Raw genomic sequence first — 26,392 nt, 5'->3', positions numbered from 1 at the left:
CGCCATTCAATGATCGTATTCAGGTGTCGGATTCGTCGCTTTTTTCCCGCGCCAGGCGCCGTTCCTGGGCCTGTTTCTGCAGGATATAGCGTGCCAGCAACTGGCGTTGGGCATCGGTCATGGCTTCGAATTCCGTGCCGATTTCAAAGCCACCGGTCTTGGCATCGCAATGGGTAACCTTGGCTCGCAGCAACAGCCCGAGGGCTTGCGGCATCAGCACCAGCTTGACCGCCAGGTGGCTGTCGGGTTGGATCGCCGTGGGGTTCAGGAACTCGATGCCGCCTTCGGAGATGACCACGGGCTGCGGCGTACCGATCTCGCCCAGCAGGCTTTGCGCCATGATCTGGCTGAGCAAATCCATGCGTTTGTTCTGCACTTTGAGGAAGGCGGCCAGGGTGCGGTCCCGCTCGCCGATCTGGCGCAGCAAGTGCTGGGATTCAAATTCACTCAGGTGCAACTCGCTGAGGAGATTGAACAGCGGCGAATCATCCAGCAACACTTCCTTGCTCAGCGCTTCCGGGCCCGACAGTGGGGTAATTTCCAGTGCGATCATGTCCTCGATACGGTAGTATTCGCGGCGATCTTCTTCATCTAATGTCGACATGGCGAACCCAAGGCAGCGGTGATGGTCTGAGTGTAAAGCTGCTTACCTGACCCCGCCACAAGGACGTCTTCTTTTCCTCCGAACAAGCCCCGACATGTTCAGACCTCTCTTCGTATTTATTGGCACGCGTTATACCCGTGCAAAACGTCGCAATCATTTTGTGTCGTTCATTTCCCTGACCTCGATGATCGGGCTCGCCCTTGGCGTTGTCGTGATGATTGTGGTGCTGTCGGTGATGAACGGCTTCGATCATGAGATGCGCACCCGCGTGCTGGGCATGGTGCCCCACGCGACCATCGAGTCGGGTGAGCCCATCAGCGACTGGCAAAGCCTGGCCGCGAAGGTCAAGCAGAACCCCAAAGTGCTGGCGGTTGCGCCCTTCACCCAGATGCAGGGCCTGTTGACCAACGACGGCAAGGTGCAGAAAGTCCTGCTCAATGCCATCGACCCGGCGCAGGAACGCAATGTCTCGATCATCGATAACTTCATGCAGCAGGGCAAACTGGACGACTTGTCGCCCGGCAGCTTTGGCATCGCTATCGGTGACAAGGCTGCGGCCAAGCTCGGCGTGGGCATCGGCGACAAGCTGACCTTCGTCGCGCCGGAAGTCACCGTGACCCCGGCCGGCATGTTTCCGCGTATGAAGCGCTTTACCGTGGTCGGCATCTTCCATGTCGGCGCCGGTGAGATCGACGGCTACCTGGGCCTCACCAACCTGACCGACCTGGCCCGCCTGCATCGCTGGAAGCCGGATCAAGTGCAGGGCCTGCGCCTCAAGTTCAACGACCTGTTCGACGCGCCGCGCACCTCGTGGGAAATCGCCCAGCACCTGGGTGAAAACCAGTACTACGCCCGCGACTGGACACGCACCCACGGCAACCTGTACCAGGCCATCCGCATGGAAAAAGCCATGATCGGCCTGCTGTTGCTGCTGATCGTCGCCGTCGCCGCCTTCAACATCATTTCCACCCTGGTAATGGTGGTGAATGACAAGAAGGGCGATATCGCCATCCTGCGCACCCTTGGCGCCACGCCGGGGCAGATCATGGCGATCTTCATGGTCCAGGGCACGGTGATCGGCGTGGTCGGCACCTTGATCGGCACCGCGGTGGGGATTCTCGCCGCGCTGAACGTCAGTGCCGCCATCGCCGGACTGGAAGTGTTGATCGGCCACAAATTCTTGAACTCCGACGTCTACTTCATCGACTACTTGCCGTCCCAGGTGCAGAGCCAGGACGTGTTGATGGTCGGCGGCGCCGCGTTGGTCCTGAGTTTCCTTGCCACCCTGTATCCAGCCTGGCGCGCGGCACGTACCCAGCCGGCGCAGGCTTTACGTTATGAGTGAATCGGGCATGAGTGAAAAAGCAATCCTGAGCTGCCGCAACCTGGGCAAATCCTACGAGGAAGGCCCGGAGTCCGTGGTGGTGCTGTCCAACCTGCAGCTGGAACTGCACCCGGGCGAACGCGTGGCGATCGTCGGCAGTTCCGGTTCCGGTAAAAGTACCTTGCTCAACCTGTTGGGCGGCCTTGATACGCCGTCCCAGGGCAGCGTCTGGCTGGCCGGCGAAGAGTTGTCGGCCCTGGGCGAGAAGGCCCGTGGCCAGTTGCGCAACCGTTCGCTGGGTTTTGTGTACCAGTTCCACCACTTGCTGCCCGAGTTCACCGCCCTGGAAAACGTCTGCATGCCGCTGTTGATCGGCAAGACCGCGATCCCGGAAGCACGCCAGCGTGCCCAGGCGTTGCTGGAGCGCGTCGGCCTGGGCCATCGCCTGGAGCACAAGCCGGCTGAATTGTCCGGCGGCGAGCGCCAGCGTGTGGCGATTGCCCGTGCCCTGGTCAACAACCCGGGCCTGGTGATGCTCGACGAGCCGACCGGCAACCTCGACTCCCACACCGCCCAGGGCATCAAGGACTTGATGCTGGAGTTGAGCACCCAGATGCGCACCGCGTTCCTGGTGGTGACCCATGACATGAGCATGGCCCGCCAGATGGACCGTGTGCTGCACCTGCAGGAAGGTCATCTGGTCGCCATCTGACCTGTTTCAAGCCCGGCGCCCGGCGCCGGGTTTTCTATTTTTTCAACGGTGCCCGCGAATGTTCAGACCGTTATCGATTTTCATCGGCACGCGCTATACCCGTGCCAAGCGCCGCAACCGTTTTGTTTCGTTTATCTCGATGACCTCGATGATCGGCCTCGCCCTGGGCGTGCTGGCGATGATCGTGGTGTTGTCGGTAATGAACGGTTTCCAGCGGGAAATGAGTTCACGCATCCTTGGCATGGTGCCCCACGCGACCATCGTTGGCGTGAAGCCGATCAGCGACTGGAAGCCGGTGGCGGATGCCGCGATGAAGAATCCGGAAGTCACGGCTGCGGTACCGTTCACGCAGATGGACGGCATGCTTTCCTACAAAGGTGCGATGCAGCCGATCGAGATCAGTGGTGTTGATCCGGCCCAGGAAGGCAAGGTGTCGATTGTGGCCCAGCATATCGTCCAGGGTCATCTTGAAGACCTTAAACCGGGCGAGTTCGGTGTGGTCATCGGTGAGATCACCGCCCGGCGTTTCCGCCTGAACGTCGGCGACAAGCTGACCCTGATCGTGCCGGAAATCAGCAGTGCGCCCGGTGGCATCACCCCGCGTATGCAGCGTTTGAACGTGGTGGGTGTGTTCAAGGTGGGCGCGGAGCTGGATGGCTCCATGGCCCTGATCCACATGGCCGACGCCGCCGAGATACAGCATTGGGAGCCGAACCAGGTGCAAAGCGTGCGCCTGGCGGTGAAAGACTTGTATGCCGCACCCAAGGTCTCGGCGGATATCGCCGCCAGCCTCGGCGCCGACTACAAGGCCGACGACTGGACCCACACCCAGGGCAGCCTGTTCAGCGCGATGAAGATGGAAAAAACCATGATCGGCCTGCTGTTGCTGATGATCGTCGCGGTGGCGGCGTTCAACATCATCGCGACCTTGATCATGGTGGTGAACGACAAGGGCGCCGACATTGCGATCCTGCGCACCATCGGCGCCACGCCACGGCAGATCATGGCGATCTTCATGGTGCAGGGGACGGTGATCGGGATCGTCGGTACCTTGATCGGTGGCATCCTCGGCGTGATTGCGGCGCTGAACGTCAGTGAACTGGTGGGTTGGCTGGAACGGGTGACCGGGCAGCATATCTTCAGTTCGGACGTGTATTTCGTCAGCAACCTGCCTTCGCAGTTGCAGGGTGGGGATGTGTTGCTGATTTGCTCGGCGGGGTTTGTGTTGAGCTTTTTGGCGACCATCTATCCGGCGTATCGGGCGGCGAAGATTGAGCCGGCGCATGCCCTCAGGTATTCGTAATTCTTAAGACCGCCTTCGCGAGCAAGCCCGCTCCCACATTTTGACCGCGTTCTTCCTGAATGCACTCGGTCAAAATGTGGGAGCGGGCTTGCTCGCGAAAGGGCCGCTACAGCTTGCATCAATACCCCTGCGGCAACTCCATCACAAACCTCGCCCATCCCGCCCCCGACTCACAGAAAATCCGCCCCCCATGGGCCCGCACAATCGACTGGGTAATCGCCAAACCCAGCCCCGCATGCTCGCTGCTCCCTTCATGACGCGCCGGATCTGCCCGGTAAAACCGGTCAAACAACCGTGGCAACAATGCCTCGGGAATGCCTTCCCCGGTGTTTTCCACACTCAGCGTCACGCCTTGCATCCCCTCGACAATCCGCACGCTGACTTCGCCACCCGGCGGGGTGAACCGCAACGCGTTATCCAGCAGGTTGGAAATCGCCCGGCGCAACATGCTGCGGTCACCTGAAGTGCTGGCGTTGCCTTCCCGAACCAGCCGCACCTGGACGTCCTCCGCCAGCGGTGCGAAAAACTCCAGCAATGCCTCCACCTCGTCCGCCAGCACCAGGGTTTCGCGCTTGGGCACCAGCAGCCCATGGTCCGCCTTGGCCAGGTACAGCATGTCGTTGACCAACTGCGCCATCCATTGCAGTTCTTCCAGGTTGCTGTGCAGGGCTTCGCGGTAGTCCTCCAGCGCCCGTGGATGCGTGAGGATGACTTGGGTCTGTGTCAGCAAATTCGACAGTGGCGTGCGCAGTTCATGGGCGATGTCGGCAGAAAATGCCGAAAGGCGCTGGAAGGCATCGTCCAGGCGCCCAAGCATCGCGTTGAAGGACTGGGCGAGTTCCGCCAGTTCGGCGGGCATTTGCTCCTGGGGCAGGCGTTGGGTCAGGGAGTGGGCAGACACGCCGCTGGCGACTTCGCTCATGCGCCGCAGTGGTCGCAACCCGCTGCGGGCGGCCCAGGCGCCGAGCAGGGCGGTGGCCAGAGCGGAAAGGCCGACGGTCAGCCAGATCAGATGCTGCATGCGTTGCAGGAAGTGTTGGTGATGGGTGATGTCGAGCATCAGCGTCAGGCGTGGCGAGTCAGCGTTTCCAGGAATCAGCGGCGCGTTGTACACGCGGTAATCGGTGCCGGCGTTCTGTACGCTTTGCAGGCCAGGCGCCTGGGGCAGGGTGATGCCGGGAGCGCCGTCGAACCAGCGCTGATCGCCGGCGGTGATGCGCAGGGCCAGGTCGGGCTGGCGATTGAGTTCTTCTCGCAGCGTTGTTTCTCGTAAGGCAAATCGTTCTGGCGTGTCGGCACCTTGCAATGTGCTGCGCAGCGCTATCAGCTTGCCGTCGAGCAACTGCTGGTCCAGCTCGATAAAGTGCGCCTCGCTGGCATGGTTGAACAGCACGCCGGCCAGCAGCGAAACCACGGCTGTGCAGCCGGCAAACAACAGCGCCAGGCGGCTGGCCAGGGAAATCCGTTTCATCAACTGAACCGCTCCTCAAGCACGTAGCCCATGCCGCGTACCGTATGGATCAGCTTGTTGGGAAAGTTGTCGTCGACCTTCAGGCGCAGGCGGCGGATCGCGACTTCGATGATGTTGGTATCGCTGTCGAAGTTCATGTCCCACACCTGGGAGGCAATCAGCGACTTGGGCAAGACTTCGCCCTGACGCCGCAGCAGCAGTTCCAGCAGGGAAAACTCCTTGGCCGTCAGGTCGATGCGCTGGCCGTCGCGCTCTACCCGGCGGCGGATCAGGTCCATGCGCAGGTCGGCCAGTTGCAGGCTGGTTTCCTGGGGGGGGCTGCTGCCACGGCGTAACAGGCTGCGCACCCGGGCCAGCAGTTCGGAGAAGGCGAAGGGCTTGACCAGGTAATCGTCGGCGCCCAGTTCCAGGCCATGCACCCGGTCTTCCACGGCGTCCCGCGCGGTGAGGAACAGCACCGGCATGTCGAGCCCGGCGTTGCGTACGGCCTGGAGAATCTGCCAGCCATCGCGGCCCGGCAGCATCACATCGAGGATCAACAGGTCGTAGTCACCGGTCAGCGCCAGGTGCTGGCCGCTGGTGCCGTCGGCCACCAGTTCGGTGTTGAACCCGGCCTCGGCCAGGCCCTGGCGCAGGTAGTGGCCGGTTTTCGGTTGGTCTTCGACGATCAGCAGTTTCATGGGCGGCTCATGGTTTTACGGGAACACAGACGTTATACCGCGCACATCCGGCAGCCGGCTCAAGCTGACAAAGTTGTAATCTGGCCGTCAGCTGGCTGGCAGCGGCGCGTTCGTAAAGTGTCCCACAGACTGATTCCGAACCTTTGGAGTGTGAGCATGTTTTTACGTAAATCCTGGTTGTTGGCGGGCTGCCTGATGGCGATGAGTCTTCCGGTGCTGGCATCCCCGGCTGAAACCTTCGCCTTCGGTGAGGCCGCGCCCGCCGCCAAGGCCACGCGCACCGTGGAAGTGGTACTGCAGGATATTTCCTTTTCGCCCAAGGCTATTGATGTAAAAGCCGGTGAGACGGTGCGCTTTGTGCTGATCAACAAAGGCCAGTTGCTTCATGAATTCAATCTTGGCGATGCCGCCATGCACGCAGCGCATCAGAAAGAGATGCTGCAGATGCAGGCCAGCGGCATGCTGACGGCGACCGGCATGGGCAAAATGGACCACGGTGCGATGGGGCATGGTGATATGGCAGGCATGAAACACGACGACCCCAACAGCGTGTTGGTAGAGCCAGGCAAGACCGCCGAGCTGACCTGGACCTTCACCAAGGCCACCGGCTTGGAGTTTGCCTGCAACATTCCGGGGCATTACCAGGCGGGCATGGTCGGCAAGCTGACCGTCAGCCAGTAAGCCATTGACGGGCAAAGGCGGGTAGAATGGCGGCGTTTATTTAGCCAGGTTTCCGCCATGCATCCCGCAGCCGAACATTCGCCGCTGGGCAAGTCCAGTGAATACATCTCCACCTACACCCCGTCGTTGCTGTTCCCGATTCCTCGCGCCGCCAAGTGGGCCGAGCTGGGCCTGAGTGCCGAGACCCTGCCGTATAAAGGCGTGGATTTCTGGAACTGCTTCGAACTGTCCTGGCTGCTGCCATCCGGCAAACCCGTGGTGGCCATCGGTGAATTCAGTATCCCGGCCGACTCGCCGAACATCATCGAGTCGAAGTCGTTCAAGTTGTACCTCAACTCGCTGAACCAAACCGCGTTTGCCGATGTGCAAAGCCTTGAAGCGACTTTGCGCACCGACCTGAGTGCCGCGGCCGGCAAGCCGGTTGGCGTGCGCATCCGCAGCCTGGGCGAGGTTGAAGCCGAAGGCGTGGTCGCGTTGCCGGGTGTGTGCATTGATGACCTGGACATTACCGTCAGCAACTACGAGCACCCGCGCCCGGAACTGTTGCGTTGCGACGATTCGCGCGTGGTGGAGGAGAGCGTCCACAGTCATCTGCTCAAGTCCAACTGCCCGGTGACCAGCCAGCCTGACTGGGGCAGTGTGGCGGTGGAGTACCGCGGCGCGGCGCTGGATCATGCCAGCCTGCTGGAATACCTGGTGAGCTTCCGCCAGCACTCGGACTTCCATGAACAGTGCGTGGAGCGGATCTTTCTCGACCTGCAGCGCTTGCTCAAGCCGGAGAAACTGACGGTGTATGCGCGCTATGTGCGGCGTGGCGGGCTGGATATCAACCCGTACCGCAGTACTGAAGAGCAGCAGTTCCAGAACCTGCGCCTGGCTCGACAGTAGCCTTCACCCAAAATAAATGTGGGAGCGGGCTTGCTCGCGAAAGCGGTGTATCAGCCAGCATATGTATCAGCTGACGGACCGCATTCGCGAGCAAGCCCGCTCCCACATTTGATAGGTGTCCGACTATTAGATCCCGATGTTACCCAGGGTCACCACAATATTGCGCAAGGTCCCGGCAATGCCCGGGTGCTCCAGTTCGAAGCGTTCTACGGCCAGGTTCACACCGTCGGCGATGCTTGGATCCTGAATGGCACCTTCCAGTGGCTCCTGAACTTCCAGTTCAGCAATCAAATCTCGCAGCTCTTCGCGCTGTTCGAGGGGCATTTCTGGATTCTGATCCAATTGCTCGCGCAAAATTTTGACCTGTTCTTGCAGTTGTTCGCGGGCAGGCATGGCGTTCTTCCTTTTATCGATAGGCACTGGCATAGACCGCGGCACGCCGGGAAAGGTCTATGGGCTGACCTGTAGATTAATCCACTGGCGCCGACTGTGCATGATCTCGATCAGGGCTTCTCGCCCTTAAGCTGGCGCAGACTGATGTCGGCCAGGCAGGTCTGCAGTTCGCCCAGGTGGTCAATCACCGAATGCACGCCCAGGCCATAGAGCGCGACAGTGGCTTTGGCGCGCTTATGCTCGCGTTCCTTCTCGGTGAGTGCTTGCCATTGCTGCGGCGAAAGCCCGCACAGTGAGCCACAGGACGCCAGGCCGATGGTCCACAGCCCGGCATTGAGCCCCGATTGCAGCAGGCGTGGCTCGCCGCTGACCAGGACGCAGCCTTCCAGGCGTTCGATATTCAGTTCCATCAGGGCCTGCCAGCAGGCGTGAGGCGCCGGCCAGCGGGTGGAGGAGGGCTTGGCAGCCTTGATCCAGCGGGGTAGCCCGGCGGCCAGCGGTGTGGAAACCGACGCCGGCAACTCGTCCAGCCATGCACAAGGGACGCGCTGTTCTTCGAGGCTGCGCAGGATCTTCAGAGCGCCGACAGTGGCATGGGTATCGCTGGAAGGCGCGGAATCGGCGCGGGCCTGGGAACCAAAGTCCACCAGGCAGCCACTAAGCCCGAACAGTACGGCCGTCAAGGACGGGGTGCTGGCACTAACAATCTCGGCGTGTGGCATTTCGACGTCCCTGAAATAGCAGTGACGCTACCGGACTTGGGTGACAAGCAAGTTACACCCGCAGCAATTGTAGGAATTTTGTGCATTTGCTGAATGACATTTCTGCAAGGCTGCCTAATCTGACACTTCCGTCATATACTGACGGCCTCATTCAGGGCATAGCGCCCATGACAGACCATTCAAGGAGTTCAAGCTATGCGCTGGAGCCAATGTCTAGCTCAGCTGTCCGTATGTGCGAGTATTTTGCTGGTTCCTTTCGTAGCCCAGGCGGCCTCGGAAGATGATCCATGGGAAAGCGTCAACCGCCCGATCTTCACCTTCAACGATACCGTTGATACCTATGCCCTCAAGCCATTGGCTCAAGGCTATCAGTTCGTGACCCCGCAGTTCGTGCAGGACGGGATCCACAACTTCTTCCGCAACATCGGCGACGTCGGCAACTTTGCCAACGACGTGCTGCAACTCAAGCCCCACGCTGCAGGCGTCGACACTGCTCGCTTGCTGATGAACACCACGTTCGGCGTGCTGGGTTTTGTTGATGTCGGCACCAAAATGGGGCTGCAACGCAACGACGAAGACTTCGGCCAGACTCTCGGCTACTGGGGCGTCGACAGCGGTCCTTACGTGATGCTGCCACTGCTGGGCCCAAGCACCCTGCGTGACGCGCCGTCCAAATACGTGGACAGCTACACCCAGCCATACCGCTACATGAACGATATCGGCTGGCGCAACAGCACCTTCGGCCTGAATATCGTCGACACGCGTGCCAGCCTGCTGTCCTCCGAGAAGCTGATCAGCGGCGACAAATACACCTTCATCCGTAACGCCTACTTGCAGAACCGCGAGTTCAAGGTCAAGGATGGCAAGGTTGTAGACGACTTTTAAGCCCCAGGCTTGAAAGAAGAAGGCGGCCCTCGGGTCGCCTTTTTTGTGGGCGGCATTCGAGGTTTATCCGTGGGTTACGTGCTTACTTTAAGTCGCGGTTTTATGCGTTCTTATAACTACTGGTGATTTGCGATGTAAAGACGCCCGGCGACCATCGCCGTGAGCTTGAAACCCCTGGCGGATGGGAGTACCGTCTGCGCCTTAGAAGGGCACCTCTGCTTTACCTTTGTGCGTCGGCAATAACTCGGCGTTTTGTAGGACAGAGAGGCTAGAAAGCGAATCCAGTAGTAAGCCCGGCCATTGTCGAGCTGCCTACGCCAACCTAATTCTGGCGCCGTTTGCCCACATGCAGAAAACCAGTGCCACGCTGCTGATAATCGATGACGACGAAGTAGTGCGCGCGAGTCTTGCGGCCTATTTGGAAGACAGTGGCTTCAGCGTCCTGCAGGCCAGCAACGGCCTCCAGGGTCTCCAGGTATTCGAGCGCGACAAGCCCGACCTTGTGATCTGCGACCTGCGCATGCCCCAGGTGGGCGGCCTTGAGCTGATCCGCCAGGTGACCGACATCGCCCCGCAGACGCCGGTGATTGTCGTGTCCGGTGCCGGCGTGATGAACGATGCCGTCGAGGCCTTGCGCCTCGGCGCCGCCGACTACCTGATCAAGCCTCTGGAAGACCTGGCTGTGCTGGAGCACTCGGTGCGTCGTGCCCTGGATCGTGCACGGCTGCTGCTGGAAAACCAGCGTTACCGTGAAAAGCTCGAAACCGCCAACCGCGAACTCGAAGCCAGCCTGAACCTGCTCCAGGAAGACCAGAACGCCGGTCGCCAGGTGCAGATGAACATGCTGCCGGTGAGCCCGTGGAGCATCGACGAGTTCAAGTTTGCCCACCAGATCATCCCGTCGCTGTACCTGTCGGGTGATTTCGTCGACTACTTCCGCGTTGATGAGCGGCGTGTCGCGTTCTACCTGGCCGACGTTTCCGGCCACGGCGCCTCCTCTGCATTCGTGACCGTGTTGTTGAAGTTCATGACTACGCGGCTGTTGTTCGAGTCCAAGCGCAATGGCACCTTGCCGGAGTTCACCCCTTCGCAAGTGCTGGGCCACATCAACCGGGGCCTGATCAGCTGCAAGCTGGGCAAGCACGTGACGATGGTCGGCGGCGTGATTGACGAAGAAACAGGTCTTTTGACCTACAGCATTGGCGGTCACCTGCCATTGCCGGTTTTATACACTCCAGACAGTGTGCGCTACCTGGAAGGGCGTGGTTTGCCGGTTGGCTTGTTCAATGAAGCCACCTACGAAGACCACATCCTGGAATTGCCGCCGACGTTCAGCCTGACGCTGATGTCCGACGGTATCCTGGACCTTTTGCCAGAGCCTACACTCAAAGAGAAAGAAGCCGCCTTGCCCCAACGGGTCAGGTCGGCGGGCGGCAGCCTGGATGGCCTGCGGCAGGTTTTTGGATTGGCCACGCTAGGGGAGATGCCGGATGATATCGCCCTATTGGTGTTGAGCAGGAATCTTTGATGAGTACCGGAAGAATCCAATTCGCCGAGCAAGACGGGACTTTTGTCCTGAAGTTTGTCGGTGAAGTGCGCCTGACCTTGTGTTCGGCGCTGGATGCGACGATTGAGCGGATCTTCACAGCCTTGAATTTTTCGGCGATCGTGATCGATCTGACCGAAACCCGCAGCATCGATAGCACCACCCTTGGGCTGTTGGCCAAGTTGTCCATTCTGTCTCGGCAGAAGGTCGGACTGCTGCCGACCGTCGTCACCACCCACGAAGACATCACCCGTCTGTTGCAGTCCATGGGCTTCGATCAAGTGTTCAACATCGTTGACCGCCCGATCCCGTGCCCGGAATGCCTGACCGACCTGCCGTCCCAGGACCAGTCCGAGGAAGTGGTACGGGTCAAGGTACTGGAAGCCCACAAGATCCTGATGGGCTTGAACGACTCCAACCGCGAGGCGTTCCACGACCTGGTGAATGCGCTGGAGCGGCACTAATTTCCAGCTGAAACACTGTCAAAGTGTGGGAGGGGGCTTGCTCCCGAAAGCGGCGGGTCAGTAGTGAATGTAGCGACTGACGCCTGTATTCGGGAGCAAGCCCCCTCCCACATTTTTAACTGAGTTCGGCTCGAAATCGGCTAATACAAAAAAAGGGCGGCACCCTCACAGGTGCCGCCCTTTTTGTCGCCGCCGTTTTTAGAGCTTGGCGGTCAACAGCGCTTCGAGTTTTTCCTGGTCGCGGGCGAACTGACGAATGCCCTCGGCCAGTTTCTCGGTGGNNCAACGGAACTGCGCTTCGGTCAAGTGCACACGAGCTTCGCCCGCATGGCCTGGCGACAATTTGCGTTCCAGCTTGCCGTTGTCGGCTGCGAGTTTTTCCAGCAGGTCCGGGCTGATGGTCAGACGGTCGCAACCAGCCAGCTCTTCGATCTGGCTCAGGTTACGGAAGCTTGCACCCATTACTACGGTCTTGTAGCCATTGGCCTTGTAGTAGTTGTAGATGCGCGTCACCGACTGCACGCCCGGATCCTCGGAGCCGGTGTAATCGTTACCGTTGGCCTTCTTGTACCAGTCGTAGATACGGCCCACGAACGGCGAAATCAGGAACACGCCGGCTTCGGCGCAAGCCACGGCCTGGGCGAAGGAGAACAGCAGCGTCAGGTTGGTCTGGATGCCTTCCTTTTCCAGCTGCTCGGCGGCGCGGATGCCTTCCCAGGTGGAAGCGATCTTGATCAGCACGCGGTCACGGCCAATGCCGGCCTTGTCGTACAGGTCGATCAGGCGATGGGCGCGCTTGAGGACGGCGTCAGTGTCGAACGACAGACGGGCATCCACCTCGGTGGAAATGCGGCCGGGCACCACTTTCAGGATTTCCTGGCCGACGGCTACCGCAAAACGGTCGCTGGCCAGGCCTACATCGCCGTTGCAGTCGGCAACAGCCTCATCCAGCAGCTTGGCATAGCCTGGGATCGACGCGGCCTTGAGCAGCAGGGAAGGGTTGGTAGTGGCGTCTTGCGGCTTGAGCTTGGCGAGGGTAGAAAAATCGCCGGTATCGGCTACTACAGTGGTGAATTGCTTGAGTTGTTCCAGCTTGGAAGTCATGGGCGTGCTCTGTCCTGTGGGTCTGATGACATTACCCGAGCGCTGACAGCCGCTCAAGGGCGCAAATGCATTCGATCGTTTGCGAGGGCAACAACCTGAAAACAGCCGTTTGAATCACCGGCCAATGCTCAATAGGAGGCCAAAACAGCCAGCAGGTTCAACCCAACTGCCCGATGACCACCCGATCAAACGGTGGGAGCAGCCTTGCCCCATCTTCCTGACATCCCCCCCCCATCCAAATGTGGGAGCGGGCTTGCTCGCGAAGGCGTCGTGTCAGCCACCCAATAAACCCACTGACACCCAAATCACCGCCCCTCCAACAACTCCCCGGCCATATCCAGCAACGCCAGCGGATCACTGGCCTTATGAATATCCACCGACAACAACTGCCGAAACTTCCGCGCCCCCGGGAAACCCGTCCCCAGCCCCAGCGCGTGGCGCGTGATGTGATGCATCGAGCCACCTGTCGCCAGGTGTTCGGCAATATAAGGACGCAACTGCGCCAACGCCTCGGCGCGGGTGATCACAGGTGTCGTGCTGCCAAACAGCTGCTGATCCACCTCGGCCAGCAAATACGGATTGTGATAAGCCTCGCGGCCCAGCATCACGCCATCGAAGGTCTGCAGATGCTCCTGGCACTGTTCGAGGGTCTTGATGCCGCCGTTGAGGATGATCTCCAGTTCAGGGAAATCCTGCTTCAACTGGGCGGCAACGTCGTAGCGCAAGGGCGGGATGTCCCGATTTTCCTTCGGTGACAGCCCTTCCAGAATGGCGATTCGCGCATGCACGGTAAAACTGGTGCAGCCCGCGTCCTTCACTTGGCCAACGAAATCGCACAGCTCGGCGTAACTGTCCCGGCCGTTGATGCCTATGCGGTGCTTCACCGTCACCGGGATCGAGACCGCGTCCTGCATCGCCTTAACGCAATCCGCCACCAAGGCCGGGTGGGCCATCAGGATTGCGCCAATCATGTTGTTTTGCACCCGGTCGCTGGGGCAGCCGACGTTGAGGTTCACCTCGTCGTAGCCGGCGTCCTGGGCCATGCGGGCGCAGGCGGCCAGGTCGGCGGGGACGCTACCGCCCAACTGCAGGGCGAGTGGATGCTCGGCCTCGTTGTGGCGCAGGAAGCGTTCATGGTCGCCGTGGAGGATTGCGCCGGTGGTGACCATCTCGGTGTAGAGGAGGGCGTTTTTGGACAGCAGGCGCAGGAAGAAGCGGCAGTGTCTGTCTGTCCAATCCATCATGGGTGCAACGCTAAAGCGCCGAGACAGTGCGGGGCTTGATTCTGCTGGGCTAAAGCTCTGTTTATCTAGCATTTTACTCAACGTGTTCTTGGCGAGTTTTAGGGCGTTTTCAGGCGTTTTTGAACGCTCGGTGGTACGATGTACCACGTCAAAACTGACGCGTACCACTTTCGATATGGCGACTATCAGGGCACGAAAACTGGCGGATGGGACTGTGAGCTATACGGCTCAAATCCGCATCAAACGCGACGGAGTGCAAGTCTACCAAGAGAGCCAGACCTTCGCCCGGAAACAGGCCGCCCAGGCGTGGACGCGCAAGCGCGAATCGGAGCTGGACCAGCCTGGTGCGATCGAGCGGGCCAGCCGGAAGGGCGTCACCGTCAAAGATATGATCGACCAGTACCTGCTGGAAGTGGAAAAGGCCCGGCCGTTGGGCAAAACCAAGAAGGCCACGCTTGAGGCCATTGGCAAGATGGATATCGGCAAGCTCAACGATACCGACATCACAACCCAATGCCTCGTCGACTTCGCCCTCTGGCGAATGAGCGGAGAGGGTGGCGGGGTTCAGCCACAAACCGCTGGCAACGACCTGGCGCACCTCGGCGCTGTTCTGGCGATCGCCAAAGATGCCTGGGGCTACCAAGTCGATCCGCTAGCCATGGGTGGCGCCCGCCGGGTGCTACGCAAGTTGGGCTATAACCTCAAAAGCCGTGAGCGTGACCGCCGGCCGACTTTGGACGAGTTTGGAAAGGTGCTGACGCACTTCCAGACCATGCAGCGTCGGCGCCCGACCGTCATCAATATGCTCAAAGTTGCGGGCTTTGCTCTGTTCTCCACGCGCCGGTTGGATGAAATAACCCGTATCCAGTGGGCGGACGTCGACGAACCCGGCCAGCGGGTGCTGGTGCGTGATATGAAAAAACCTGGGCAGAAGATGGGTAATGATGTGTGGTGTCATTTGCTGCAGGAAGCTTGGGCGCTCCTTCAGACGATGCCGAAGGTTTTAGCAGATATTCCATATAGCGCAGAGTCCGTTTCGACTTCGTGGACCAGGGCTTGCCAGATGCTTTGCATCGAGGACCTGCATTTTCATGAGTTGCGGCATGATGGCTTTAGTCGGCTTTTCGAAATGGGCTGGGACATCCCACGTGTAGCGAGTGTATCGGGCCATCGAGATTGGAGCTCAATGCGGCGTTACACTCATCTACGAGGCCGAGGAGATGTCTATTCGAAATGGGATTGATGTACATGCACTGCTGGAGGCGTTGAAATACGTGGATCAGGTGAAGGGAACCAAACCCTCGTTATCAGCTTTGGAAGCTGATAACGATCATGTCGAAGGTATGGGGAGAAATGTTACAGGGTGTGATGAAATTTATTCTTTGTACATTAGTCTTCGTTTTTCAGTTGGGAATTTAGTTTCTCTTCTGAGAGAGCCTCTGAACAGCGACCCTTTTAGACTTGTATCTTGAAAAAATGCCAAGCTTACGTCTGCGTTGGAAAAATTTGCTTTTGTGCAATTAGATCCCTCGAAGTCAACTTTGGCTAAAAGGCTCTTTCGGAAATCTGCATTTATAAATGAAGAGTATGAGAAGTAACCCTCTGTAAAGATACCATCTTGGAAGTTAGCATTGTTCGCTGTCACCTCGCCGAAGATGACTCTAAAGGCTTGACAGTGAGAGAAGTCAGAGTGAGATATGTCCGCGCCATAAAAGTCAGCAAAATCCAAACTCGTATGAGATAAATCTAGCCAAGAAAGGCAGGATGCAGCTAAGCATGATTCAGGTCCGAATCTTTGTTTTTGAATCCGTTTGAACCATGAGCCGAAGGCCATTGCATCAGGATGATCTAATTTAGTAATCGTCTGGTTTGCAATAGCAGCAGAGTTTAATGCCGCTAACAAAGCTTCTTCTGAGTTTCGGGAGTTGTGAAGTGCGTCGTGGAATGTTTCTATTTTTGTAATCTTTTCTATAGGCATGCCGGATTTTAAAACATGATTGAAAAGGACCGTAAAGAAATATTGCACGCGTACAGTTTGAGCGGGCGACAGCAGCAGTATTTCTGAACGTAAAAAGTTATGAATGTTTTCAGAGAGTGCGGTTGGCCCGCTTATTTCAGCCCAGTGAACAAGTGCGGTCATGCTGTCCCACCCCCTCCCACGACCAATATTTTCTCTACGATCCATCTCATCGATGATCACCAGAATCGAGCGAACTATGCGTCGGGCAGCTAGGTATTCGCCAAAGCTCTTGTGTGTAAATACAAAAGTGGGATCACCTTGAGGCCTGCTTCCGTGTTGCCTGAAGAAAAACGCGGCAAGTAATGAAGCAATTCCAACTTTTGCTCCCTCTTGGAATGCGTCTAATTGTTCACCGAATCCGCCTGCTCGGCAATAGCTTTCAATTTCACTTACAGTGGTTGTACGTCCATCACCGTGCCAGGCGGCTAAGCCTATTTCCTCAAGGATTAACACGAAATCTTCTGAGTCTAATCTTCGGATAGATTCCGGTTTCCTTCCATTTTCGTAGCCTCGCTCATATACTGCTTGAACAAGATCATCATAAATTTGATTTAGGTTAACACCTGAAGAGAAGTTTAGCTTTCCTCTGCAAAAGCTTAGAGCTAGAAGATAATTTAAAAGGGGTTGAGATGTGATTTCAACTAAATCTGGACGATCAAGCTCTTGCGGTATTCCTTTATATGATAGGCCCGTAAGGTTTCTATAGTTGTTCCACCATATAGGTCTGTAGTCGATATCTAATAGCGATAATGGGTCTTCATACTCATTGTGATCAAATGCTCGATCATCTTTTGTACCCGAAAAGTAAGGTAGAATCGTTAATATTTGTCGAGGTTGACGGAACTCGGACTCACTATCCTGCATAACGACTTCTCGGCCGCTGAATATAACTCTCAAGTTTAGGGAGTGCATATTTAATCGGTCAACAGTCTGTTGCACCGAACGGACAAAGTTTCTAGCGGTAGACGCCGCGGCCCTCCCTTGACTCGATAGTTCATCAAGTCCGTCTAGTATGATTAGCAGTTCAGAGTCACGACCTTCTTTAGATAACGGGTTTGTTTGGAGAATCCCCTCGTCACGTACAAAACGGCCGACTTCCTCTATGAAGTCTCGGGTTGGATCAATATAGTGTAGAGGGATAAAAAGAACTTTTGTTTTATTCTGAGATGCAATGTGCGCTGCGTATATTTTTGCAAATGACGACTTGCCACTGCCAGGTCCACCGCTGATTGCTCGAACTGAATCATCTTTTTTTGCAGAGTCGAGCCATTGGTCTAGTTCCTCAATTAACTTTACAACCACGCGCTTTTTATATTTCACATTTTTTTGTATTTCCGATTTTGAAAGCTTGGCGTCGTAGTAGCAGTTAAGAGGTATATATATTTGGCGGAGTCCAAAAGGCTCTCCGAATAAACTTTCATCCAAACGCTGATTAAGAGAAGCATGATATATGTCCCATGCGGCTTCTCTTTTAACTGAGTTAAGAAAGGGTGACATTAGATCTGTTCTAATGATTTCATACGCTGATGCTGATGATTGCCACTCTTTGTGTAGTGCAAAAGGGAAATACCCTGGTAGGCGAGCAGAAATAGTCTTGGCTTTGTGATTTTCAATTCCGTTTAGCATCAGCCATTCGGCTAATGCTATGGCGGTAGCAGTTATGACTGGGAATTTATTTGGTGTTTCAAAAAAGTCGACGTTAACATCGATTGTCTCGATATGGTGTTCAAGAATTTTTGTAAATTGGGTAATATCTAAGTTTCCACTTATCTGTTCTTTGCTGTCGATAATTAGTGAAAATATTGCAGATTGTAGAGAGCGCTCTAGCAACTTATACGTTAAGGCCTCCGAACCGTTTTCATCGATGCCGATTGCACTAAGTGCGTCAATCCCATCGTCCGGGAGTTCCTCAAAGCGTCCCGTTAAGGCATGTCCTACGCCTTTTACAAGAGCCTTTGCTAAGTCTGCAAAATTCAAATTTAATGGTCGAGCAAACACAGATTTTGGCTTGGAGGGTGTAATGGATAAATCCTTGCCTTGCATTGTCAATTCCCTCTGATCAAAACGCTAAAAAATGTAATGATGGCGTAAAGATATCATACTCGTCTGTTCGATATGAACAATTGACGAGCGATGATGAGAGGAAAAGCGTGAATGTCCTACACGAAGATGTGAATCTGGTAATGAATTAGCTGGCTGAATCAGGTGACTATTCGTACATTGATACAGGTCTTGTGGCGGAGCCATTTCTGAGGGCGCTGGGATCGGGATGGAGAATGCGAAGGGTGAGCAATTTATCAGGAATGGATCAAAGGGGTTGGGTGTTCATCCTGCGAGGCGAGACCCAATGTAAATAATTAGTCCTTTTTTCGGAAATTAGTGTAGGTCCGGTGATCATGAACTAGAAGCCCTGTGCGTTATGGCTGCTATTTAGATAAGAACGGTTAGTTGTTTACGTGTTAAAAGAGATGCCTCTTGAAGGGACCTTGTTTTGCTGGGGTCAGGTCTTGCTTTTCCCACAATTAGATTCATTATGAGCTATTTTTTTCGCTCAGTGAATGTGGATAACGATGGGATTGAGCTGAACTCTTGAGGCAGCCAAAAAGTAGACTCAATACTTTTTTGTGGAGGAGTGGCTTGAATCGAAAGTCTCTTGGTGAAATCATCTAAAAGATGTTTATCGGAAAATTTATGCTCCCATGTTCCGTTTGTTTTATTTAAAAAAGCTATCTTTTCCAGATAAAACTTAGCCGCCGGTGTTGCTGATGAGGCTGGTCCAGACAGTAGGGTATAGGCTTTCCGCAGAATCTCTTCGGACCAATAAGCTTCCGCGATAAGAGACTCGCGAAGATGGTTGATCGTCACGTAAAGCTTGTTGTGAGGCATGATCTCTTCAGATTGCTCATAGTAAATTTTTCCTTGTTCTATAAAGCCTTGTCGATAGTTGATCATTCCTAAGTTTGCGAGAGCGTGGGAAGCTTCGAATTTACTTGTAGAAAGTGAGGTTGATAACAAGTTTCTTTTATAATTTTCAAAGACTATTGCCTCTTTTGCATTCAACGCCTTGAGGTTTTTGCACGTAAGCCAAGAAAACATGAGGTTGATTTGCAGGGTCGTATTTTTAGGATTTGCCTTCAATGCCTTACTACTTACAGCGGCTATTAGCTTGTAGTCCTCCAAAAGTCCTGCGATGAAGCATACGGCTTCAGGGGGAGCATTTGAGTAGGGCTCGTTATCAAACCAAGCTAAAGCATAGCTCAATGCCAGAGTCATATCTCCACTATTATACGCCTCCCAATACTGCGCCTCGTAAGCGATCAGATTAGAGTTTAGCGGAACCTTTACAAGTTTTTTTAAGCCCGATGTCCGTTCCGCCCATTTGGCTTGAGCTAAAGAGTTTTGGTTTGGTTCTATTAACGATTGTTTAAAGAATGGTTTAGCTCTTTTTTCTGCGCCGCTAATAAGTTCGTATGTTGCAACAGAACTGGCCAGCTCGGAAAGATGTACGGGTTTTATTTTAGAGTCTAGTAACGATTTTCCGATGTTCCATAGCTTAGTTTTTTTTCCAGCTTTCCGAGCTACTGCCATTTCCGTTGCAATGAGCCAAGGGTCTGTTCGTATATTTGGGTTTCTCACTAAAATATCGTGAGCAGTATCTGGCTCATCAAAATGGACGAATACCCTTGCTGCGGACCGAGTGATCCATCGATGATCATATGATAGTTGCACTGCCGTCAGCATTGCTTGCGTTGATTTTTTCTTTTCACCTGCAATTGCGTATTCCCTAGACAGCTCCACCCACGTTATCGGATCTCTCTGGTGTTGTCGGATTTTTTGCCTAAGAAATTGAATCTTATTTTCAACATAAGACGTCGCTGCTACTTGAGCGTGTTTTCCGAGAGTCTTAAGAATTAGTTGGGTGATGCTTGTCGGCAAGTTTTTGTATTGAACTAAAAAATTGGCAGCTTCAAGAGCAGCATCTGAATACCTTTCTATTATTGAACAATTGAGTAGCTCTACAGCAACACCAACCGTTTGGTTATACCTAAATTCAGATAGCAGTGCTGGAGTAATGTCGGTAAATTCAATGCTGCTATTTTTTGAATTTACTACCATTAACTCAGATGAGTTGGCAGCTGATTTGGATGATCCCCAAATTGGCAAAACATCTCTATTGATTTCAAGTATGCTCACACGTTTAAATCCTGTTTTGTACTGCGTGCAGAGTTTTTCCGAGTCTCAATTGTAGCCTTAAATCCTAAATTATCAAGTTTGCTCACTAGGCGGTCCAATCCCAACGTATTCTGTACTGTGTCAGGTTTTTTTTGTACTCCTCTGACTCTGTAATCAGGATTTCCACACTGATTTATGATGGCTATCAAGTCATCAGCAAGCCAATCTGGTAGGCTCTTTTTCCATTGTGTTAAGGTTTCGTTGAATAGTTCTAGCAAGAAAGGAAGAGCTTGGTCGTAAGAGCTGTTATTTCCTCCCCACTCAATAGGTACAAGTTCTGTTGGGAGATTATCCCTTAGCACTGTGTTAAAAGACGTTCCGAAAAAGAGGAAGCTCACTAACGAGCCAAATTGATATAGGTCGCATCTCTGTCGTTTATCGAGCCAGTTTTCCAGTGGCAACTTATAAATTTGCTCGGGCGGCGCGTAAGCTCTGTCACCAGCAATATTTAAAGTGTCGAAGATACCATGTGAGTTTTGTTTGCTCGCTCTACCGAGATCACCAATTTTTGCTCCAGTTTCCGAAAATATCATCACATTGGATGGCTTTAAATCTTGGTGTGCTATCTGAGCTTTATGCAGTTGATTTATACCGCTGACTACGTCGCGGAGATAATAGAGTTGTAGTGAGGTATCAAAATCTGGAGAGTTATGAATGTAGCTTCTTACGTCCCCGCCGTCGGCGAGCTCCATGATCATGTATGGAACCGTTCCAAACTGTTCACCAGGAACTAGGGCTACATCAACCTGTCCGTGAGTTAATATTTTTACAATTCTCCGCATGTTGGAGTTGGCGCAAATGGTATGAAGCTGGGCTTCAAACTCGTACGCCTGTAGCTGTGCTAATAGTGCAGTTGTGAACGGCTGGCCCTGTTCTACCGCTTTCGCAATAGGCTTAAAAATATCGAAGGCTTTCAGAAAGGCTTGTTGTTTTCCGTTCGCTACCGAGTAGGAAACCGAAAAAAACCCCCCTGTTCCGGCTCCCCGCCTGCCCGTTGGCAGCTTCTCCCCAACGACCCAACCATCTATGAGGTCCATTCCTGCGAGGCGCTCTGCTGGGTTCTCGTACGGCTCGGTCATCACGTACTTCCTTTTATTTATAAAAAATTCCTTCTGTGTAATGGCATCCTGCCACAAAAAAAATAACTTGTGCCAACTCTAATACTGCAGGGACGCCGTTCATTAAGTCTTCCGCTGGCTAAATGGGTGGAATTTTCCCGCGGTTGCCGACTACTCGCACCAGATCCTCAACGCACTGAAGGTATTGGCTCAATCCTGGGGAGTCTGAGGTTTGCTCCCTGTTTCTGTTCTCCATGGTCTCCTCGACGAGATGGTAGTCTGGGTCCGTGTGCTTGCCCGCGCAGATCTGGCAAAGGGCGGTACTCGGTGGCATTCGTAAGGTGGCCTTGATGATGTGACCAGTGGGTTAAGGATTTGAGTTACTGGCCAACAGAAAGGGGTGCTTTAAACTCCCAGCTAAAATGCTTAGACCCATTGATCATTCCCACAGCTGAAGGCACGCTCCAACGACGTGATGGAGCGTCAAATCATCCTGCATCTCAATACCGAATGGCTTCATCCTACTCGGGCCCGGACGCTTTTTTTTTGAGACCACCATCATTTTGGTATTGGAGGCATCTAGCTCAACAAGGATTTCGTGAGAGCTAAACCTAAGGTCATCCTATTGCGGCTATACACTCACCATGCGACAGGTCCGGCAGGCGATTCAGGGTGTTACCGATTTCCCTGATGACAAGATCCGAGAGGTGTCGGTTCATTGAGCAACAGAGTTTCTATTCGCCTGTTTAGGACGTCTTTACGCACGTCAGTGACCCCTCACCTGTCACGGCTGGCAACTCGTTTCGAAAGAAATCAAGCTTAGCAGTGGAAATTTTCGGGATTGCTTAAGCCTGCGAAAAAAGGGAAGGGCATCAGTGCGTGGGAGTAGTGCTGGTACGAAAGTGGTACGGATTGGTGGCCGTGGTGTTGTGGTGTCCATGGTGTGAGGCCTGCAGGCTTAGGCGTTCCAATCCATCATTAGGGCCACGGAGAAGCCGCGGTACAGGTCTTGCGGTGGTGCTGTGTCTTAGGTATTGGTGCTTGGCATGGAGAATGCCAAGGGAGATCGGTTTATCAGCAATGGGTAAGGAAGGGGGGGTGTTGATCCTTATAGTTCCAGTAATTAGCCGGTAGGTGAATTGTCGGTATTGCATTGAATGGCACAGTGCTATTACATGCGTTCCTTGATATTTTATCAGGGAGCGATAGCAATGGCAGACTCAAGGATTGTCGGATTTTTCACATCGTTTGCGATGTGGCTGCTGTTTGCGGTTTTCTTGATTTTTGCCCTGGGCGCTATGTTCACCAGCTTCCTGTCTGGTTTGATCCTGCTTCTCGCAGCCGGCATGTTCATACCAAAGATCAACAGACTGATCAAAGATAAAACCAATATCACCATCACACCAGGTGGCCGTGCTGTCGTTGCCTTGGTTTGCTTTGGTCTTTTCTTCTACACGAGCAACAAGGCTTTGGATGCTGATCGCGCCGAGCGATCTGCTCAGCAAGCGTTAGTGAGCCAGCAAAAGGCGGAGCAGGCCTTGAAGGAAAAGCGCGATTACGTTTCCGCTAACAAAGATGCAATCCTAGCGGAGATGAATGTGTTGACCGACAAGCAGGATTACGCCGGGGCCACCGCCTTGGGCTCTAAGTACAGTGATGCTGGCAGCTTTGAGATTGACCAAGCGCTATCGAAGGTCGCGGAGCAAAAGGCTGAGGTTGAAAAGCAGCAAAAGAAATCGACTCTCCTCACGTCCATTGCGAGCATCCAGCAGGGCGATTACAAAAGTCTTGCAGGCACCTACGCCCAACTAGCCGCTATCGACCAGACCTACCAGGCCAATGCTGATAAATTCTCGAGGCTCGCTACTCAGCAGAGCAGAGAAGCGGAAGCTCGAGAAAAAGCTGCAGCAGAAAAGGCTCTTCGGCGAAGCATGGGGTTAACCTGGAACTACTCTGATGGCGAGGACAACATGTCCGGAAAACCAGTGCGGCGGGCGTACATTTCGTCGTTGAATACCGTGGATTTCAAATTTCCGTACAGCGGCGTGCAAAGAGCCACACTCACTATCCGTAAGCATCCACGGTGGGGCACGTCGGTGTATGTAGCTATCGAGAAAGGTCAGTTTGTTTGTGGATACGATGACTGCGATGTACGCGTCAGATTTTCTAAGGGCAATGCTCTGCGCATGTCAGCCAGCGAGCCTGATGACCACAGCTCCAATTTACTTTTCATCAGCAGTGCGTCGTCGTTCGTTGCCCAAGCTCGGAAGTCCGAAAAAATCTACATCGAGGCCGATTTTTACCAAGAAGGCAGCAGGGTCTTCGAATTCGATAGCTCAGACCTTGAGTGGAAATGATTAGAGTCAAATAAACCCGTCGAATTAATTTCTTCCTTGGTGGGAAAATGCTCGCGCAGGGGATCGACCAATCGATGCACTCAGAGACGGTGCAGTATGCAAGCTGCTCTTTGTCCGCTAGCAGCGACATTTATGTCACGGGGGATCACTCGCTCGGTTTTGCTGCAGTTTTTCGCAATCAGCGGACCGAACTGGAGGATCTGTGCGACGTCTTTCATGGTGGTCATGCAGGGGCAGACCATGGAGCTCTCCAATTTTCCTTGAGAAATATCCCACGCTTTTCTCAGCTTGTCCCTCAGACCTCGCATCGCTAACCTCCTCAAACCGCTGGAAAACCAGTGGCCGGATGTGGAAGTCCGTACCAGCTAAGACGCAATCGCCTATAAACACCAGCCGGCGTTTTTTTACGCCTGTATCATGTGTCATGGCGGCTGTGCGCGGGGCACTTCGGTGCGCCGGGTCCTTAGCCCTGGTCTTCCACACCTGCGTACAGCTGCCACCCTCATGTGGAAGTGAGATTGGCAGTTCCTGAATAGTTAAGGAGCTTCGCCATGTACAAAGTCACACCGAATCCGCCTCATGCTTCAAACGCTGCCCCCACTGATGCCAAGCTTCAAGCTGCGGTTCAGCGTGCTATCCATCATTACTTGCCGTCATCCGATAACGACGTTTCCGCCGAGCAACCGAGCAGCAGCCTATTCCGCGTCAGCCCCGACATAGATACTGAAACCCTTCTAGCCAACGCAGCCGAAAACCTGGAATCCGCCAACCAAATGGCTGCAACCCTGGCTTTCGACCTCGATGAACCCTATCGCGCCATCGTCCTGGGCATCCAGCAGCTAATCGACCTGAGTGCTCTACTCGTTGACCGAGCCCTGGAGCAAGTCGCGCCTGTAGGCAGCACGGCCACCGCCTGATGCCGAACCCTGCCGCCTTACCCCAAGGCGGCAACCTGAACGCATACTGTCATCCAGCAAAGTTTCATAATTCCCTGCGCTTTTGAGGTCTAGGATCCTCCTTAAGAGAGGACCCATACGCCTCCAGTCCAAAGGGAACTGAAAAATGATCTCCAATCTCGTCAAAGTCGTGATGGTCGCAGGCACGTTGCTCTTGGCCGCTTGTTCGTCGGGTTCATCTGGCATGAGTAGCGACCTGAGTAGCGACCCTTGTTATTCAGGGGGATGCCAAGCCTTTGGCGACCACAGCCCCAGCAAGGCCGCCAAGATGAATTTTGGCGGCAACGCGCTGGGGAGCAGTTACGGGGAGTATGGTTCGGGGTTGATGCATGATGACTGACTGAGCGGGTGGGGCAGTCATTTACTCAGTGACTGACCCACCGCTTTCGCGAGCAAGCCCGCTCCCACATTGGATCGTGGGAGGGCTTTAGTGACCGCCTTTCATACGGCGGGCGATCAGGTAGATGCCCAAGCCTACCAGCGCCGTAGCCGCGCCAATGTAGCCCGTGCTGGTCCACCCATACCCCGCCGTAATCGCCATCCCACCGAACCACGGCCCCAGCGCATTCGCCAGGTTGAACGCCGCGTGGTTGGACGCCGCCGCCAGGCTCGGTGCTTCATGCGCAATGTCCATCAAGCGGATTTGCAGCGGCGCGGCCATGGCGATCATGGTGCCGACCAGGCCGATGCCCAGCAGTACGCTCCACAGCGAACTCGCGGCGAAGGTGAAGAAGATCAGCACGGCCATCGACCACACCATAATCCAGCCCACTGCGCGAAATTGCAGGCGATCAAACAGCTTGCCGCCGGCGATGTTGCCGATGATGCCGCCTACGCCAAACGCGGCCAGACCGAAGGGGATCCACTGCGGCGAGACTTTGGTCACTTCGAGCATGGTCGGCGCCAGGTAGCTGAACACGCAAAACATCCCGGCAAAACCAATAGCGCCAATGGACAGCGCCATCCACACCTGCGGTTTGGTGAAGGCGCGCAGTTCTTTGCGCGGGTCGCTGCGGGGTTCGTCGTGGCGATCCGGCACGAATTGCCAGACCAGCGCGATGGTGCACAGGGCGATAGCACTGACCAGCGCGAACGCCGAGCGCCAGCCAAAGTGTTGACCGAGGAAGGTCGCGATGGGGTTGCCGAGCAGCATGGCCAGGGTCAGGCCCATCATCACGCGGGCGACGGCGCCAGCGCGTTTGTCGTTGGGCACCATGCTGGAGGCGACCACGGCGGCGATGCCGAAGTAGGCGCCGTGGGGCAGGCCGCTGATAAAGCGGAAGGCCACCAGCGAACCGAAGGTTGGGGTAAACGCCGTGGCGAGGTTGCCCAGGGCATAAAGGCCCATCAGCAATAGCAGCATGTGTTTACGCAGCAACTTGGCGCCGAGGATGGCCAGCAGCGGGGCGCCGACCATCACGCCCAGCGCATAGGCGCTGATGGCGTGGCCCACTTGCGGTTCGCTGAGATTGAGGTTGTGGGCGATGTCGGGCATCAGCCCCATGATGGCGAATTCGCCGGTGCCGATCGCAAAGGCGCCCACGGCCATGGCCGCTTCCATTTTGGCGGCGCTGCGCGCGGGCAGCACGTGCCCGGGTGTTTGCTGGATAGTCATGGGTAACTCTGTTTGATGAAGTGCACGAAGGACAGCCGCCGATGCTACGCAAGCAGCGACGAAGGTGTCTAGAACAGCGTGTTGCGCGAGAGTTCCATCGGCGCAAGCAGTGCGGGGCTTTGAGATCCGTCT

23 protein-coding genes are annotated in these 26,392 nt (G+C 55.1%); 12 read left to right on the top strand and 11 right to left on the bottom strand.

Annotated elements, in window-relative coordinates:
• Window positions 1–19 precede the first annotated feature (19 nt).
• Window positions 20–604, bottom strand: coding sequence for a PilZ domain-containing protein (locus HX801_RS24310; RefSeq protein WP_003218944.1), 585 nt, complete (start codon window positions 602–604; stop codon window positions 20–22).
• Window positions 605–698: 94 nt separating this feature from the next.
• Between HX801_RS24310 and HX801_RS24305 the strand changes: the two genes are divergently transcribed.
• The 3 genes from HX801_RS24305 to HX801_RS24295 are packed head-to-tail and all read left to right on the top strand — an operon-like array spanning window position 699 to window position 3,943.
• On the top strand, window positions 699–1,949 hold the full coding sequence (locus HX801_RS24305) for a lipoprotein-releasing ABC transporter permease subunit (protein ID WP_177022894.1): 1,251 nt from the start codon (window positions 699–701) through the stop codon (window positions 1,947–1,949).
• Between the two features lie 7 nt (window positions 1,950–1,956).
• A complete protein-coding gene (gene lolD, locus HX801_RS24300; protein ID WP_003218941.1) occupies window positions 1,957–2,640 on the top strand; it encodes a lipoprotein-releasing ABC transporter ATP-binding protein LolD in 684 nt (227 codons plus the stop codon).
• A gap of 58 nt (window positions 2,641–2,698) precedes the next feature.
• Window positions 2,699–3,943, top strand: coding sequence for a lipoprotein-releasing ABC transporter permease subunit (locus HX801_RS24295; protein ID WP_177022893.1), 1,245 nt, complete (start codon window positions 2,699–2,701; stop codon window positions 3,941–3,943).
• 118 nt (window positions 3,944–4,061) lie between these two features.
• On the opposite strand, the gene HX801_RS24290 is transcribed toward HX801_RS24295, so the two are convergent.
• Both HX801_RS24290 and HX801_RS24285 read right to left on the bottom strand, forming a co-directional pair.
• Window positions 4,062–5,414, bottom strand: coding sequence for a heavy metal sensor histidine kinase (locus HX801_RS24290; RefSeq protein ID WP_177022892.1), 1,353 nt, complete (start codon window positions 5,412–5,414; stop codon window positions 4,062–4,064).
• Entirely contained in the window at window positions 5,414–6,094 is a 681-nt protein-coding gene (locus HX801_RS24285; protein WP_003218936.1) for a heavy metal response regulator transcription factor, read from the bottom strand. The genes HX801_RS24290 and HX801_RS24285 overlap by 1 nt, the downstream gene beginning before the upstream one ends.
• A gap of 156 nt (window positions 6,095–6,250) precedes the next feature.
• On the opposite strand from HX801_RS24285, the gene HX801_RS24280 reads away from it, so the two are divergent.
• Entirely contained in the window at window positions 6,251–6,775 is a 525-nt protein-coding gene (locus HX801_RS24280) for a plastocyanin/azurin family copper-binding protein (RefSeq protein WP_177022891.1), read from the top strand.
• Between the two features lie 57 nt (window positions 6,776–6,832).
• Window positions 6,833–7,663, top strand: coding sequence for an NADPH-dependent 7-cyano-7-deazaguanine reductase QueF (gene queF, locus HX801_RS24275; RefSeq protein WP_177022890.1), 831 nt, complete (start codon window positions 6,833–6,835; stop codon window positions 7,661–7,663).
• Between the two features lie 126 nt (window positions 7,664–7,789).
• Here the strand turns inward: queF and HX801_RS24270 are convergent, their stop codons facing one another.
• Window positions 7,790–8,056, bottom strand: a complete 267-nt coding sequence (locus tag HX801_RS24270) for a DUF4404 family protein (RefSeq protein WP_008437612.1) — start codon at window positions 8,054–8,056, stop codon at window positions 7,790–7,792.
• A 110-nt stretch (window positions 8,057–8,166) separates the two neighbouring features.
• Window positions 8,167–8,778 (bottom strand): hypothetical protein, encoded by a 612-nt coding sequence (locus tag HX801_RS24265; protein WP_008437613.1) that lies wholly within the window; start codon window positions 8,776–8,778, stop codon window positions 8,167–8,169.
• 195 nt (window positions 8,779–8,973) lie between these two features.
• On the opposite strand from HX801_RS24265, the gene HX801_RS24260 reads away from it, so the two are divergent.
• The 3 genes from HX801_RS24260 to rssC all read left to right on the top strand — a co-directional run bounded on the left by HX801_RS24260 (window position 8,974) and on the right by rssC (window position 11,673).
• On the top strand, window positions 8,974–9,663 hold the full coding sequence (locus HX801_RS24260; RefSeq protein WP_008437615.1) for a VacJ family lipoprotein: 690 nt from the start codon (window positions 8,974–8,976) through the stop codon (window positions 9,661–9,663).
• Between the two features lie 346 nt (window positions 9,664–10,009).
• Window positions 10,010–11,191: a two-component system response regulator RssB gene (rssB, locus tag HX801_RS24255; RefSeq protein WP_003218921.1), complete on the top strand. Its 1,182-nt coding sequence runs from the start codon at window positions 10,010–10,012 to the stop codon at window positions 11,189–11,191.
• The gene (gene rssC, locus HX801_RS24250) at window positions 11,191–11,673 is read left to right on the top strand and encodes an anti-sigma factor antagonist RssC (RefSeq protein WP_003218919.1); all 483 of its coding nucleotides are present in this window, start codon (window positions 11,191–11,193) and stop codon (window positions 11,671–11,673) included. Before rssB ends, rssC begins: the two co-directional genes overlap by 1 nt.
• 198 nt (window positions 11,674–11,871) lie before the next feature.
• Here the strand turns inward: rssC and tal are convergent, their stop codons facing one another.
• Both tal and dusA read right to left on the bottom strand, forming a co-directional pair.
• Window positions 11,872–12,777 carry a transaldolase gene (tal, locus tag HX801_RS24245; protein ID WP_177022889.1) on the bottom strand — a complete coding sequence of 302 codons (906 nt, stop codon included), beginning with the start codon at window positions 12,775–12,777 and terminating at the stop codon, window positions 11,872–11,874.
• A 305-nt stretch (window positions 12,778–13,082) separates the two neighbouring features.
• Window positions 13,083–14,093, bottom strand: a complete 1,011-nt coding sequence (gene dusA, locus HX801_RS24240; protein WP_177022888.1) for a tRNA dihydrouridine(20/20a) synthase DusA — start codon at window positions 14,091–14,093, stop codon at window positions 13,083–13,085.
• Between the two features lie 103 nt (window positions 14,094–14,196).
• On the opposite strand from dusA, the gene HX801_RS24235 reads away from it, so the two are divergent.
• Window positions 14,197–15,264: a tyrosine-type recombinase/integrase gene (locus HX801_RS24235; RefSeq protein WP_177022887.1), complete on the top strand. Its 1,068-nt coding sequence runs from the start codon at window positions 14,197–14,199 to the stop codon at window positions 15,262–15,264.
• A gap of 132 nt (window positions 15,265–15,396) precedes the next feature.
• Here the strand turns inward: HX801_RS24235 and HX801_RS24230 are convergent, their stop codons facing one another.
• From HX801_RS24230 to HX801_RS24220, 3 genes are all read right to left on the bottom strand, one after another.
• Entirely contained in the window at window positions 15,397–18,084 is a 2,688-nt protein-coding gene (locus HX801_RS24230; protein ID WP_177022886.1) for a pentapeptide repeat-containing protein, read from the bottom strand.
• A 495-nt stretch (window positions 18,085–18,579) separates the two neighbouring features.
• Window positions 18,580–20,235: a hypothetical protein gene (locus HX801_RS24225; RefSeq protein ID WP_177022885.1), complete on the bottom strand. Its 1,656-nt coding sequence runs from the start codon at window positions 20,233–20,235 to the stop codon at window positions 18,580–18,582.
• A complete protein-coding gene (locus HX801_RS24220) occupies window positions 20,232–21,353 on the bottom strand; it encodes a protein kinase (RefSeq protein WP_177022884.1) in 1,122 nt (373 codons plus the stop codon). Before HX801_RS24220 ends, HX801_RS24225 begins: the two co-directional genes overlap by 4 nt.
• Window positions 21,354–22,507: 1,154 nt before the next feature.
• On the opposite strand from HX801_RS24220, the gene HX801_RS24215 reads away from it, so the two are divergent.
• From HX801_RS24215 to HX801_RS24205, 3 genes are all read left to right on the top strand, one after another.
• Window positions 22,508–23,689 carry a hypothetical protein gene (locus tag HX801_RS24215; protein WP_177022883.1) on the top strand — a complete coding sequence of 394 codons (1,182 nt, stop codon included), beginning with the start codon at window positions 22,508–22,510 and terminating at the stop codon, window positions 23,687–23,689.
• Window positions 23,690–24,240: 551 nt separating this feature from the next.
• Window positions 24,241–24,606, top strand: coding sequence for a DUF6124 family protein (locus HX801_RS24210; protein ID WP_177022882.1), 366 nt, complete (start codon window positions 24,241–24,243; stop codon window positions 24,604–24,606).
• 145 nt (window positions 24,607–24,751) lie between these two features.
• Entirely contained in the window at window positions 24,752–24,985 is a 234-nt protein-coding gene (locus tag HX801_RS24205; protein ID WP_003218911.1) for a hypothetical protein, read from the top strand.
• An 87-nt stretch (window positions 24,986–25,072) separates the two neighbouring features.
• On the opposite strand, the gene HX801_RS24200 is transcribed toward HX801_RS24205, so the two are convergent.
• Window positions 25,073–26,260 carry an MFS transporter gene (locus HX801_RS24200; RefSeq protein ID WP_102368406.1) on the bottom strand — a complete coding sequence of 396 codons (1,188 nt, stop codon included), beginning with the start codon at window positions 26,258–26,260 and terminating at the stop codon, window positions 25,073–25,075.
• Window positions 26,261–26,392 lie beyond the last annotated feature (132 nt).

It is taken from the genome of Pseudomonas sp. G1002, from assembly GCF_013385455.1.
GTDB lineage: Bacteria > Pseudomonadota > Gammaproteobacteria > Pseudomonadales > Pseudomonadaceae > Aquipseudomonas.
Note: the sequence above shows the minus strand (reverse complement) of the source record. Positions and strands in the feature narration are given on the sequence as shown.

Bases quoted from the DNA above. Each gene is read 5' to 3' on its own strand.
- HX801_RS24310 (WP_003218944.1), bottom strand. From the start codon at position 604: ATGTCGACATTAGATGAAGAAGATCGCCGCGAATACTACCGTATCGAG.
- HX801_RS24305 (WP_177022894.1), top strand. From the start codon at position 699: ATGTTCAGACCTCTCTTCGTATTTATTGGCACGCGTTATACCCGTGCA.
- lolD (WP_003218941.1), top strand. From the start codon at position 1,957: ATGAGTGAAAAAGCAATCCTGAGCTGCCGCAACCTGGGCAAATCCTAC.
- HX801_RS24295 (WP_177022893.1), top strand. From the start codon at position 2,699: ATGTTCAGACCGTTATCGATTTTCATCGGCACGCGCTATACCCGTGCC.
- HX801_RS24290 (WP_177022892.1), bottom strand. From the start codon at position 5,414: ATGAAACGGATTTCCCTGGCCAGCCGCCTGGCGCTGTTGTTTGCCGGC.
- HX801_RS24285 (WP_003218936.1), bottom strand. From the start codon at position 6,094: ATGAAACTGCTGATCGTCGAAGACCAACCGAAAACCGGCCACTACCTG.
- HX801_RS24280 (WP_177022891.1), top strand. From the start codon at position 6,251: ATGTTTTTACGTAAATCCTGGTTGTTGGCGGGCTGCCTGATGGCGATG.
- queF (WP_177022890.1), top strand. From the start codon at position 6,833: ATGCATCCCGCAGCCGAACATTCGCCGCTGGGCAAGTCCAGTGAATAC.
- HX801_RS24270 (WP_008437612.1), bottom strand. From the start codon at position 8,056: ATGCCTGCCCGCGAACAACTGCAAGAACAGGTCAAAATTTTGCGCGAG.
- HX801_RS24265 (WP_008437613.1), bottom strand. From the start codon at position 8,778: ATGCCACACGCCGAGATTGTTAGTGCCAGCACCCCGTCCTTGACGGCC.
- HX801_RS24260 (WP_008437615.1), top strand. From the start codon at position 8,974: ATGCGCTGGAGCCAATGTCTAGCTCAGCTGTCCGTATGTGCGAGTATT.
- rssB (WP_003218921.1), top strand. From the start codon at position 10,010: ATGCAGAAAACCAGTGCCACGCTGCTGATAATCGATGACGACGAAGTA.
- rssC (WP_003218919.1), top strand. From the start codon at position 11,191: ATGAGTACCGGAAGAATCCAATTCGCCGAGCAAGACGGGACTTTTGTC.
- dusA (WP_177022888.1), bottom strand. From the start codon at position 14,093: ATGCTAGATAAACAGAGCTTTAGCCCAGCAGAATCAAGCCCCGCACTG.
- HX801_RS24235 (WP_177022887.1), top strand. From the start codon at position 14,197: ATGGCGACTATCAGGGCACGAAAACTGGCGGATGGGACTGTGAGCTAT.
- HX801_RS24230 (WP_177022886.1), bottom strand. From the start codon at position 18,084: ATGCAAGGCAAGGATTTATCCATTACACCCTCCAAGCCAAAATCTGTG.
- HX801_RS24220 (WP_177022884.1), bottom strand. From the start codon at position 21,353: ATGACCGAGCCGTACGAGAACCCAGCAGAGCGCCTCGCAGGAATGGAC.
- HX801_RS24215 (WP_177022883.1), top strand. From the start codon at position 22,508: ATGCGTTCCTTGATATTTTATCAGGGAGCGATAGCAATGGCAGACTCA.
- HX801_RS24210 (WP_177022882.1), top strand. From the start codon at position 24,241: ATGTACAAAGTCACACCGAATCCGCCTCATGCTTCAAACGCTGCCCCC.
- HX801_RS24205 (WP_003218911.1), top strand. From the start codon at position 24,752: ATGATCTCCAATCTCGTCAAAGTCGTGATGGTCGCAGGCACGTTGCTC.
- HX801_RS24200 (WP_102368406.1), bottom strand. From the start codon at position 26,260: ATGACTATCCAGCAAACACCCGGGCACGTGCTGCCCGCGCGCAGCGCC.